Raw genomic sequence first — 12,537 nt, forward strand, 5'->3', positions numbered from 1 at the left:
AAAGTGACTTCATTCGCTCGGAATTAACATTTCATTTCCAATGAGCTGTTTAACCAAAAATGCATTTGTTGACTCAAAGCCCATGCTGTATTAATATTGAGCCATTTTCACCTATGGATAATTGACATGTCAGCCGAACTCGACGCTATGACCATTCCCGCTTTTATAAAAATGCCTAGAGCAGGACAACATATCTTTCTTGATAAGATAAAAATTAGTGAACTGAAAAGTAATCTCCCTCTTTTGCGAAAATTCGTTGCATTAAAAGTATTAATGGAAGCTCGTTCCGCTGTCAAAGATAAGAGTTCATTTAATTTAACGGCACAATTTCGCAACTTCCTTGCCTCTTTTGGTGTCGATGAATTAAAACTACACGCTGATCGAGGTATATCAGACAAGAGGACTAATTATCCAGAGGAATACAGAGATGGTGAGCTAGCAAAAAATGGTTATCGCTTATTTCATATTAGCGATATGGGTCATCGTATTTGGACTCGTAAATTTTTCAATATAGGCATAGATAATTACGATAATATCGTCACTCAAAAAGTGAAAGTAAAAGGTAGACTAAATAAGGCGCCTAAATCTTATGTAGAAGACTTGGAAACTTGGCAATCTTTAAATAAGTACGATTTGGAAGCGGTATTTGCTGCAATTAAAGAAGAATCCAGCTATGAAAATAGCTTTGGCTATGATTTATTTTGCGCGGCTATGTTCTGCGCCAATGGATTACTTCTATTGAACTACCTTTGTGCTACGGAATTAAATTTGGGAATCGGATTACTTCTTATTCCCTTTGTTCTCACCTTAAATCTTGCTATCTATGCTGTAACTCTTCCACCTGCTTTAACCTTTATCGCGATAGAATACTGTCTAGTAAACCCTATTAAATGGGTAGTTAACGCAACTACTCCGGATCAATATCAAGCATTCATTGAAGAGGTAACTAGTGCTGTTGAGGGTGAAGAGAACGACGATAGAAGCTCAGTAATGACTTATCAGAACTGAGATAACTTGTAATTCATCTAATCTGGACGACCGCATACGCTAGATCCAGATTAGACCTCCCTCATTCTTTGTTATAAACACAATGGGAAGAAGCATCATCGGCTAAACTACCATCTTTAAATAGTGACGATGCATTGTTGTAAATGAGCTGTTCATTCTCTATTGACCAGCTAAATTTTCCTACCACCATCTCGACACCGCCCTGCGACAAATTGCCAGTTTGAAATAAATGAATTGAGAACCCACAATTTGTTGACCATCATTGCACCAACGGAGAGGGATCAGGTTTTGTTCTACTTCAAAATTTCCCTTAGTACTATGACTTGAAATGGCATCAATTGGAATGCCTTTATACAGTTGCTGGTAACGTATAATGCTAACTTGTCCAGTCTGACTAACTCGTTTTAAGTTGCTGCTTTGTGAAGTCGAAGAAGCTGCTTTCATCGTCGGTAAAAGAGAAAGTTGCTTCAATGTATTTAATGGTGCTTGATGCAAATTGACATATTTGCTGCCCCACTAGTCAAATAGAGCGTTAAATCAGGCCCTATAATTTTCTAGATCATATCATGACTCTAATAGAACGAGGATCTGATACAGGCCAAGGCCCATTAGCTCTATTGTCCAATAATTTTGACTAAGACTCTTTTATCGCGGCGTCCGTCAAATTCACCATAAAAAATTTGCTCCCAGGGGCCAAAATCTAAGCTCCCTTCTGTAATAGCGACCACCACTTCACGCCCCATAATTTGCCGCTTAATATGAGCATCGGCATTGTCCTCACCGGTATTATTATGCCGATATTGTGATATTGGTTCATGAGGAGCAATTACTTCAAGCCATTTTTTATAATCTTGATGCAGACCTTGTTCATCATCATTAATAAAAACCGAAGCAGTAATATGCATCGCATTAACTAAAATCAATCCTTCCTGAATCCCACTTTCCTCTAAGCACAGAATGACTTGGTCGGTTATATTCAGAAATCCCATGCGCTCGGAAATATGAAACCACAACTCTTTTCTATAAGTTTTCATTGTAAAATCCATGTTCAGGTCAGGCCATGCCCCGACCTGCTTTTTATATCAAAGCCGCCAAGCGACAAGCCTGATCAATGGCATGACGGGCATCTAATTCTAAGGCTTTGAACGCACCGCCAATCAGATGGACTGATTGCCCCATTTCTTTTAAAGGTTCAAATAAATCACGCAACTCATTTTGTCCAGTACAAATTACTATCGAATCGACCTCTAATAACCGCGGCTCGTCATCAATACGGATATGCAAACCCTCATCATCGATGCGTTCGTAACTTACACCTGCAAGCATCTTTACTTGTTTATGCTTCAAGCTTAAACGATGGATCCAACCTGTGGTTTTACCTAAGCGCTTACCATGTTTTTCTTTTTTACGTTGCAATAAATAGACTTCGCGTGGACTTTTTGTAATTTCAGCTTGCTTTATTCCTCCGCGATGGTTCATGGTGATATCAATACCCCATTCATCATAAAACTGCGGTTTCTCTGCTTGATGTTCATGAGTTAACCATTCGGCAACATCAAATCCTATGCCTCCCGCACCCATCACTGCAACACGTTCTCCCGGGCTTTTTCGACCTTGAATAAGCTCAACATAAGTCATTACTTTTTCATGATTTACGCCTTTAATCTCAGGAATACGAGGCGTAATTCCCGTTGCTAAAATTACTTCATCGAATCCTTTTAAACGCTCGATATCTGCAGCTGTTTTTAAACGAATATCAACTTGATATTTTCTCAACTGATAGTTGAAATAATTAATGGTATGTTGAAACTCTTCTTTACCGGGAATATTTTTTGCCAAGTTAAATTGGCCACCTAAAACCTCAGCCTTCTCAAACAAGGTGACTTTATGACCCCGTTCAGCGGCGACGGCAGCAAAGGCCAGTCCTGCTGGTCCTGCACCCACTACGGCAATTTCCTTAGGATGATGAACAGTCTGATAAACTAGCTCAGTCTCATTACAAGCCCGAGGATTTACTAAACAAGAAGCTGTTTTATTAACAAAAACACGATCTAAGCAGGCCTGATTACAAGCAATGCACACATTGATTGCCTCGCTTTCTCCCAATTTTGCTTTTTCTACAAATTGAGGATCAGCCAAAAAGGGTCTCGCCATAGACACCATATCGGCAACCCCTTGTGCGAGTAACTCATTGGCAAGTTCTGGCGTGTTGATCCGATTGGAAGTAATTAAAGGAATGCTTACTTCCGGTTTGAGATGTTTGGTGATTTGGGTAAATGCAGCGGCAGGGACCATCGTCGCAATAGTAGGAATACGTGCTTCATGCCAGCCAATGCCCGTGTTAATCAGAGTGGCACCCGCATTCTCGATGGCTTTAGCTAGCAGAACAATTTCTTCCCAACTTGAGCCTTCGGCAATTAAATCGAGCATGGATAAACGATATATGATAATAAAATTACTACCCACCGCTTCTCGCACCGCTTTTACCACTTCGACCGGGAAGCGCATACGATTGGCAAAAGTACCGCCCCACTCATCCTGCCTTTGATTGGTATGCGCGACAATGAATTGATTGATGAGATAGCCCTCACTCCCCATAATTTCCACCCCGTCATAACCTGCTTCTTTGGCTAAACGAGCACAGCGAGCAAAATGCTTGATAGTTTTTATCACGCGTCGTTTACTCATCACCCAAGGTTTAAAGGGGCTAATGGGTGATTTTATACCGCTTGGAGCAACAATGAAGGGATGATAGCCATAACGACCTGCATGCAAAATTTGTAAGGCGATTTTTCCCCCTGCTTCATGCACAGTATGTGTGACGATTTCATGGCGTTGCTGTTCTTTGCTAGAACTAAGCTTAGCTGCAAAAGGCGCTAAGCGCCCTGCCCGATTAGGCGCAAAACCACCAGTAACGATAAGTGCAGCGCCACCTTGAGCCCTTTCACGATAAAAAGCAGCTAAGCGATCCAGCCCCTCTTTATCTTCTTCTAAGCCAGTATGCATCGACCCCATTAACAAGCGATTTTTTAGTTGAGTAAATCCTAAATCTAAAGGCTGAAAAATAGCCTTAAAGGGAGTATTATCGATTCTCAGTTCCATGAAGCACTCACACTAAAGACGAAAAATCCAGTATAAAACTTTTAAGGGATATCATGAATAAATTATTTATTTTATTATTAACTTCTTTTTTCTCTGTTATCAGTTCTGCTCAAACTTCTGTACCTATTTACTCCACAGACGGGAATAAAGAGATTGGCAAAGTCATTTTCAATGATACAGAATATGGTTTACTAATCCTCCCTGCTCTTTCCTCTTTACCACCAGGCCTTCACGGCTTTCACCTCCATCAACATCCTAATTGCGCTGATCACGGTTTAGAAGCCGGCGGTCATTTTGATCCCAATCAAAGCAACAGCCATCAAGGACCTTATGGAAAGGGACATTTAGGCGATTTGCCTGTGTTGTACGTAGGCACAGACGGTAATGCAAATACGCCCATTTTAGCCCCACGATTAAAAACCTCGGATCTAAAAGGCTTAGCTCTGATGATCCATGCAGGGGGCGATAATTATAGTGATAATCCTCCCCTTGGCGGCGGGGGAGCTCGTATCGCTTGTGGGATAGTAAAGTAAAACAGGCGCACCTTTAGGCAAGAGAGTCGTTTCGAGTGAACAGCCCATTTAGCATGGCGCGAAGGCAAGTTTATATACCATCCTCTTAATAAACTCGCTAAATGGGAGAAACAGAGAAGTACGGGTATTGCAATACTTAGCAAATTATAATGACAACAATGGACTATAATTTAATAAATATAGCAAACATAAGGAATAGTGGTGCTTAATGAAGCAAACCTTATGGATAATGAACTACCTCTTGCTGTTTCAATCCTTGAAAGTTGTACTGAGTATTCCATAATTGCGACAGACTTAGATGCGAAAATTATTGCTTGGAATGAGGGGGCATGCCGTCTCTATAGTTATGACTCTGATGAGATGATAGGTAAAAAAAGTCTTTCCGATCTTCTCAGTCCAGAAGAAGTTCTATCAGGTAATTCACTAAAAATTCTGGATACTGCTAAACAAGCGGGGATCTGGCGGGGAGAGTTAAAATGCCTGAGAAAAGGTGGTACGCCAGTGCTTATCTTAAGCACGATAACCTTAAGAACAAATCCAACAGGAAAACCCATTGGCTATACTATTATTGATTATGATCAAACAGAATTCTCTAATAAATTAAAGACCTTAACAGAATCCAAGGAATATACTCGAAGTTTAATTGAATCGAATATCGATGTTTTAATTACAACCGATACTTTAGGCATCATAACTGATGTAAATAAACAGTTTTGTGAAATGACAGAAAGACCTCTCGAAGCATTGATAGGCTCTCCCTTTAAATTATATTTTACGGATCCAAAGCGTGCTGAGGATCTGATCCGAAAAGTGCTGTCTGCCAATCGAATAGCTAATTACGAATTGGTAATAAAATCACTGAGTAATAATCAAACGCCCGTTTCTTTTAATGTGCAACTTTCCATACCATTGATGGTCATTTGAAGGGAATCTTTACTACTGCTCGTGATATTACAGAGCAGAAACGTTTAGAAGAGGAAAGTAGCAAACAAAGTATTGCCCTATTAAAAACCACTAATTTACTAAACGATGTGCTTAAAAGTTCTATTGCTTACTCCATTATTGCACAAGATTTGGAAGGTACAACTCTTCTTTGGAACGAAGGCGCTAAACGCAACTATGGTTACACTGCCGATGATATGGTAGGCAAGAAAAATCTGTATATCTTAAATACTCCTGAAGATATTCAATCCGGTTTGGCCAAAGAAATGTTGGATGAAGCTCTTAAAACAGGCAGCAGTGATGGAGTAGTGGAACATATAAGAAAAAATGGTGGGCGATTTCCAGCGATGTATTCTGTGACTACTCGCCGAGATGAGGAAGGTAGACCGGTAGGTTATGTGATCATCTCTAAAGACATCACCGTACAAAAACAACAAGAGCAAGAGTTACGGGAGCAATTAAGCTATAACCGAAGCTTATTCGAATCGAGCATAGACGTTTTAATCGCTACAGACACCTTAGGGATTATCACTGATGCCAATAAACAAATGTCTGCTTTAACAGGCTATACCCTTCAGGAGTTAGTTGGTACCGAATTTAAGGATTACTTCACTAATCATAAGCAAGCTGAAAATTGTATCCGCAATGTTTTAGCCGATGAGATAGTCAAGAATTATGAGCTCACTATCAAGGCTAAAGATGGAAAGGAAACGGTGATGTCTTGTAATGCTACAACCTTTAAGGGGACTGATAAGACTCTTAGAGGCGTGTTTGCAGTGGCTCGCGATATTACTGAGCAAAAACGGTTAGAAGAAGAAAGCTCCCTTCAAAATAGAAAACTGAATGAAGCCACAGGATTTTTAAATAATGTATTGGAGAGTTCGACAGCTTATTCAATTATTGCTGAAGATTTAGAAGGAAATATTCTCGCCTGGAATGAAGGCGCGCGAATTAATTACGGTTATACAGCAGAAGAAATGGTTGGTAAGCAAAATACTCGAATATTGCACGCTCCTGAAGATATTGCTTCTGGACGTCTGCAAACAGTATTGGATTCAGCACTTAAAACGGGCAAGGAAGAAGGAGTCTTGGAAAGTGTTAGAAAAAATGGCGAACGGTTTACAGCGTCTCTTGCATTAACTTTGCGTAAAGATGCGAACGGAAATCCAGTTGGTTACGTGTTAATTTCAAAAGATATTACTAATCAAAAACGAGAAGAAGTTTTAGTAACCAAAAATGTGGAGTTAATAAAACAAAATCAGATGTCCCAAGAGGCTAATCGCTTAAAAAGTGAATTTTTAGCAAATATGTCTCATGAATTACGTAGCCCATTGAATGGAATTATTGGTTTTGCAGAATTAATGCATTTAGGTAAAGTAGGACCTGTTTCTCCAGAACATAAAGAGTATCTGGGCGATATCCTCTCCAGCTCCCGACATTTATTACAGTTGATTAATGATATTTTAGATTTAGCAAAAGTGGAGTCAGGAAAAATGGAATTTCATCCTGAAACAATAGATATTAATCAGGTAATCACTGAGGTATGTGATATTTTGCGGACCCTAATTGCCAAAAGTAAAATACATCTTAGCATCGATGTCGATCCTCATATTAATAAGATCATTATAGATCCAGCAAAATTGAAACAAGTTCTTTATAATTATATATCAAATGCAATAAAATTTACTCAAGATGAAGGCACGATCGCCATCCGCGTTTCTCCAGAAGGGGCTGATTTCTTTCGTTTAGAAGTCGAGGATAGTGGCATAGGGATAAGTGAAAAGGATATCCCTAAATTGTTTGCTGAATTTCAACAACTTGATTCCAGTCTTAATAAAAAATACCAAGGAACAGGTTTAGGTCTAGCCTTGACCCGACGTATAGCTGAAGCTTTGGGGGGAGAAGTTGGCGTAAAAAGTGTTGTCGCTAAAGGCAGTACTTTTTACATTATTCTACCTAGAGAGCCTAACAAGATAGCTCCGAAATTAAGTGTAAATACAAGCCCGGGATCTACCCCAGAGGAATTAACTATTGCCAGCTCTATTGACCCCATTAAACCCAGTCCTAATTTACCAACAAGTCTTATAAGTAATGAAGAAACTGTAACTTTAAATCAATTAACAACGGATCCTATTGTCAAATCACCCCTCGTTCTGGTGATTGAAGATAATCCTGAAGATAGTCAATTAATTGTGAACGCACTTACTGATGAGGGTTATGCCGTTGAAGTAGCATTTAATGGGGCTGAAGCCATTAAATTAGCTAATAAAAAACATTTTGACCTCATTACTCTTGATTTGTTGCTTCCAGATATGAATGGTTGGGAGGTGCTACGTGCTTTACGCGCCAAAGGCTCTAATCTTGAAACACCGAGTATAGTGGTAACCGTTGTGGTGTCTAAGGCCATAAGTTTTGGATTTATGATTCAAAATTTTTTAACTAAACCCATCAAATCTGAAGATTTAATAATAGCCTTGGAACAAACAGATGTTCATCCCAATGAAAATAAAACTATTCTATTTGTTGATGATGATCCGCAAATGCTCGCTTTATGTAAGCAATATCTTAGAGATCATGGTTCCGTTATTTTTTGTGAGAGTGATGCTGAAAAGGCCTTAACTCTGGCTAATATAAAACATCCTGATGTAATTATATTAGATCTTCTTATGCCCGAGATGGATGGTTTGGAGTTTTTACGTCGCTTTCGCTGCACAGAATATGGAAAAAATACCCCTGTAATTATTTGCACCTCCCAAGATATGGGGGACATTGATAGAAGGCGTTTGAAAGCGTCTGTAGCAGCTGTTGTACAAAAAGGAGGAGGATCGATGACTAATCTTCTAACAGAAATAAAACGTATTTGCCCTACTTCAGTGAGAAGTGAGTAATAGGCAACCAACTTATTCTTTATCTTTATATAGGACTACTATGGCTGGTGAAGAAATATTAGTTGTGGAGGATAATCCCACTAATCTAAAGTTAATGACCTTACTTTTGGCAGCAGAGCAGTATAAAGTGCTTTCTGCGGTAGATGCAGTTGAGGCATTACAAATTCTATCAACTCATCACCCACAACTTATTCTCATGGACATCCAGTTACCAGGGAAAAATGGTCTCGAACTGACACGGGAGTTGAAGTCAGACCCCCAATATAAAGACATTATTATTATCGCCTTAACGGCCTACGCCATGAAAGGAGATGAGGATAAAGCCAAGGCCGCGGGATGTGATGGTTATTTAACCAAGCCAATCTCTATTGCTACCCTCCCTCTTGAGATTGCAAAATATTTGCATAAAAAAAAAGAAGTAGTACCTCTCAAAAAAAAGGATTTGCCGAATGTTCTAAATAATATTCAAATTTTAATTATTGAAGATAATCCCATCTCCAGCAAGATGTTACGTTTGGCTTTGGAGAGTGATCATTATACCGTTTTTGAAGCGAAAGATGGAGCTACAGCGCTTAGAATAATTGAGAAACAAAAATTTGATCTCATAATTCAGGATTTATTTTTGCCTGATATTGATGGTTTTGCGCTAAATAAAGAATTAAGGGAGCTACCAGGGATACAAGGTATTCCAATCTTTGGCTTGTCAGGATTTTTAAGTCAACTCAATAAAGAATCAGAACATCCCGGATTTACCACGTTTTTATTAAAACCAATAGATCCATCCTATTTGTTGGATGTGGTTAAAGCGCATCTACCCATTTCTAATTCATCAGATGCCGACATTGGAAAAGGAAAACATATTTTGATCGCTGATGATAATCCAATCCAACTTAAATTATTGGATATGCAATTAAAAAATGCGGGTTTTAAAGTAACTACTGCCGTCGATGGTGTCCTTGCTCTGAAAGAAGCAAAAGTCAAAAGACCTGATGTGATTATTAGTGATATTTTAATGCCAAACATGGATGGTTTTAATGTATGTGTAGAAATAAAACGTGATCCTGAACTTTCCAGTATACCAGTGATATTGCTCACTTCGCATTATCTAGAAAATGAAGATCTAGAATTAGCGAAAAGCGTAGGAGCTAGCTGTTATTTAACCCGCACTCCTAATGAGGAAAAGTTACTTTATGAATTAAATAAAATTTTGCAAGAAAAATTAATTCCTTCCAAGGAGGCACCCCATGAGTTAACTAATAAAATTAAAGAAAAACATACACTTCGGACAATTCGCCAGCTAGAGCAACAAGTATTAGATAATACCAAACTCGCACAACGATATTCCATGCTCACTTCTCAATTAGCCATCATTTCAGGAATAGCGAATTCCTTAACAATTACGGGTCATGATATCAATGATTCCCTTAAAGAAGTACTGTATTTCTGCGTAGACGCTTCAGGGCTTTCTAAAGGTGCACTTTACCTGATGGGGTCCGATGGTAAAATGAACCTGTGTCAACAAATAGGGTTTAACAAGATACAAGAAGCAAATGTTGAAGACTTTTTTGGATTGTCAACTTTAATACCCCAAATAATAAAAGAAAATATAACGTTTTCAATTCCTTCCGAACGGTGTTCTGGTCTTGATCTAAAGTCTTTTCTTAATAATGCTAAAATAAAATCGGCTTTATTTGTTCCTCTGTTTTCAGGTACAGATTGTGTCGGAATTTTATTTTTAGGCTCGAATTTAGCTAACTTATCCAGTGAAATAACCAAAGAATTTATACGTACTTTGGGCGATCAATTAGGTCAATCAATCGCTTTGGCTTCCACTTTTGAGAAACTTACTTCTTCTGAAAAAAGATACAGACAAATCGTTGAAATTTCACCCTATGCCATTTTAATTTATCAAGATAAAAAGTTTGTGTTTGCGAATCAATCTGCGATTAATCTGCTACGCACTCATAGTTCAGAAGAGTTACTCAACAAATCATTGGATAAATTTTTTCCACCACAGTACTTAAAAATTGTTCAAGATAATTTGAAGTCGCATAATGATCAATTATCCACCTTACTTCCAGAGGTAAAAATCACTAATTTGAAAAATGAATTACTTGATGTGGATATTGTTGTAAGTCATTTTATCTATCATGAAAAACCTGCTGTTTATATGATAATTAGGGACATTACAAAAAGTGCCCAGTCTCAATTACAATTAGAGGTCCAATATGCGATAGCATGGGTTTTGGCTGAGTCTGCCACCCTTTATATGGCGACTTCAAAAATTCTAAAAATAGTTTGTGAACGTATGCAATGGGATTGCGGCGTTATTTGGGCTGTAGATCAGCAAGCAGATGTTTTGCGCTGCTCAAGGACATGGCAGACCGACCAAATAAAAGATAGCGATTTTCAAGAAGAAAACAAACTACTCACCTATTCCATTGGAGATGGACTACTTGGTCAAGTGTGGCAAGAACGAAAGGCGATTTGGCGATCAGAAATATCTAATGATGAATTATTTCTTAGAAAGAAATCGGCTCTTAAGATTGGTTTAAAAACGGGAGTAGCATTCCCAATTATTTATGAAAATGAGGTATTAGGCGTAGTTGAGTTTTTTAGTAGAAACATAATTGCGCCCAAAAATGATATGTTGCTCTGGTTCGAGTCTATTGGCAATCAGTTTGGACTTTTCCTAAAGAGAAAACATATGGAAAATCAAATGTTGTTTTTAGCCGAACATGATGTCTTAACAGGGCTTGCAAACCGAAGTTTATTAGAGCAATGTTTATATACCGCTCTAGAAGTAGCAAAGGAGAAAGATCAAAAATTAACGGTTCTGTTTATAGATTTAGATCACTTCAAATATGTTAATGATTCTCTGGGACACCAAACAGGTGACCTTTTATTGGAAGAAATAGCAAACCGCTTTCTTAAATGTTTTAGACCTCAAGATATAGTGAGCAGAGTAGGTGGAGATGAATTTGTTATTGTTCTTCCAGGAATCCATGAGAACAAAGAAATTATTGAAATAAATAGAGTACATCAACAATTGGCAAATCAAATTGTCTTAATAGATAAGCAGTATTTAATAACAGTAAGCATAGGAATCAGTTGTTACCCTGAGGATGGGGATTCTGCCCAGAGTTTAATTAAGGGTGCTGATATTGCCATGTATGCCGCTAAAGAGAAAGGTAGGAATAATTTTCAGTTCTGTACCCGTGAAATGACAGAAAAAGCTGAAAATAAAGGAACGTTGCAAAACAATTTACGCCTGGCGTTAGAAAAGAAAGAGTTTGTTTTATATTACCAAGCTAGAATTGATGTACTGACTCAAAAAATTGTAGGAATGGAAGCCTTAATTCGATGGCAAAAACCTGAAGGAATTATAATGCCCGCACAATTTATTTCTGCAATAGAAAGTTGTGACCTTATTATTCCCGTTAGTGAATGGGTTTTAAGAACCGCCTGTTTACAAAATAAAGCTTGGCAAAATGCAGGCTTTCCTAACATTATTATGTCTATTAATTTATCGGTTAGAAATTTAAACCAACAGCTATTAGGGGTCATAGAGCGTATTTTAGAAGAAACTCAACTTAACCCTAACTCATTGGAAATTGAATTAACAGAAAGTGTTTTAATGGACAATGTGGAAAATAATATTTTCATTTTATGTGGTTTGAAAGATATGGGCCTTAAAATTTCCCTTGATGATTTCGGTACAGGCTACTCCTCCTTGAGTTATTTAAAACGGTTTCCAATTGATATTATAAAAATTGATCAATCCTTTGTTAGAGATATAGAAACTGGGCAAGGCGGCACTGCTATTGTCATTGCAATTATTGCTATGTCACATAGTTTAGGATTCAAGGTTATTGCTGAAGGAGTCGAAACTGAGACTCAACTCAAATTCTTATGTGAAAACGGATGTGATGAAATTCAAGGATATTATTTTAGTCGCCCTTTGGAAGTTAAAGATGCCACTAATTTCATACAAAATGCAAACATAGCGGATTCATTTTTCACAAAAAATATACTTTAACTTACATAGAAATACCAAATATTAA

Annotated in this window: 8 protein-coding genes and 1 pseudogene; 6 read left to right on the forward strand and 3 right to left on the reverse strand. The window is 38.0% G+C overall.

The genetic code is table 11. The features are described from left to right. Positions 1–126 precede the first annotated feature (126 nt). On the forward strand, positions 127–1,008 hold the full coding sequence (locus Ldro_RS11320) for a hypothetical protein (protein ID WP_058496522.1): 882 nt from the start codon (positions 127–129) through the stop codon (positions 1,006–1,008). A 61-nt stretch (positions 1,009–1,069) separates the two neighbouring features. Here the strand turns inward: Ldro_RS11320 and Ldro_RS16895 are convergent, their stop codons facing one another. From Ldro_RS16895 to Ldro_RS11335, 3 genes are all read right to left on the reverse strand, one after another. Further along, positions 1,070–1,198 (reverse strand): hypothetical protein, encoded by a 129-nt coding sequence (locus Ldro_RS16895; RefSeq protein ID WP_274519116.1) that lies wholly within the window; start codon positions 1,196–1,198, stop codon positions 1,070–1,072. A gap of 424 nt (positions 1,199–1,622) precedes the next feature. Further along, on the reverse strand, positions 1,623–2,042 hold the full coding sequence (locus tag Ldro_RS11330; RefSeq protein WP_058496524.1) for a secondary thiamine-phosphate synthase enzyme YjbQ: 420 nt from the start codon (positions 2,040–2,042) through the stop codon (positions 1,623–1,625). A 43-nt stretch (positions 2,043–2,085) separates the two neighbouring features. Beyond that, positions 2,086–4,110 carry an NADPH-dependent 2,4-dienoyl-CoA reductase gene (locus Ldro_RS11335; RefSeq protein WP_058496525.1) on the reverse strand — a complete coding sequence of 675 codons (2,025 nt, stop codon included), beginning with the start codon at positions 4,108–4,110 and terminating at the stop codon, positions 2,086–2,088. 53 nt (positions 4,111–4,163) lie between these two features. On the opposite strand from Ldro_RS11335, the gene Ldro_RS11340 reads away from it, so the two are divergent. The 5 genes and pseudogenes from Ldro_RS11340 (at position 4,164) to Ldro_RS11355 (ending at position 12,512) form a co-directional block, all read left to right on the forward strand. Then, the gene (locus tag Ldro_RS11340) at positions 4,164–4,643 is read left to right on the forward strand and encodes a superoxide dismutase family protein (protein ID WP_058496526.1); all 480 of its coding nucleotides are present in this window, start codon (positions 4,164–4,166) and stop codon (positions 4,641–4,643) included. 201 nt (positions 4,644–4,844) lie between these two features. Further along, on the forward strand, positions 4,845–5,567 hold the full coding sequence (locus tag Ldro_RS11345; protein WP_058496527.1) for a PAS domain-containing protein: 723 nt from the start codon (positions 4,845–4,847) through the stop codon (positions 5,565–5,567). Next, positions 5,564–8,473, forward strand: coding sequence for a hybrid sensor histidine kinase/response regulator (locus Ldro_RS11350; RefSeq protein ID WP_058496528.1), 2,910 nt, complete (start codon positions 5,564–5,566; stop codon positions 8,471–8,473). Before Ldro_RS11345 ends, Ldro_RS11350 begins: the two co-directional genes overlap by 4 nt. A gap of 40 nt (positions 8,474–8,513) precedes the next feature. After that, positions 8,514–8,843: pseudogene (locus tag Ldro_RS17025) on the forward strand (response regulator); the annotation flags it as partial. Positions 8,844–8,873: 30 nt separating this feature from the next. Beyond that, entirely contained in the window at positions 8,874–12,512 is a 3,639-nt protein-coding gene (locus Ldro_RS11355) for an EAL domain-containing protein (RefSeq protein WP_238584008.1), read from the forward strand. Positions 12,513–12,537 lie beyond the last annotated feature (25 nt).

Source organism: Legionella drozanskii LLAP-1, assembly GCF_001467585.1.
Taxonomy (GTDB): Bacteria; Pseudomonadota; Gammaproteobacteria; order Legionellales; family Legionellaceae; genus Tatlockia; species Tatlockia drozanskii.

What these genes read in the sequence shown, in the direction of transcription:
- Ldro_RS11320 (WP_058496522.1), top strand. Translation starts at nt 127, where the DNA reads ATGTCAGCCGAACTCGACGCTATGACCATTCCCGCTTTTATAAAAATG.
- Ldro_RS16895 (WP_274519116.1), bottom strand. Translation starts at nt 1,198, where the DNA reads ATGGTGGTAGGAAAATTTAGCTGGTCAATAGAGAATGAACAGCTCATT.
- Ldro_RS11330 (WP_058496524.1), bottom strand. Translation starts at nt 2,042, where the DNA reads ATGAAAACTTATAGAAAAGAGTTGTGGTTTCATATTTCCGAGCGCATG.
- Ldro_RS11335 (WP_058496525.1), bottom strand. Translation starts at nt 4,110, where the DNA reads ATGGAACTGAGAATCGATAATACTCCCTTTAAGGCTATTTTTCAGCCT.
- Ldro_RS11340 (WP_058496526.1), top strand. Translation starts at nt 4,164, where the DNA reads ATGAATAAATTATTTATTTTATTATTAACTTCTTTTTTCTCTGTTATC.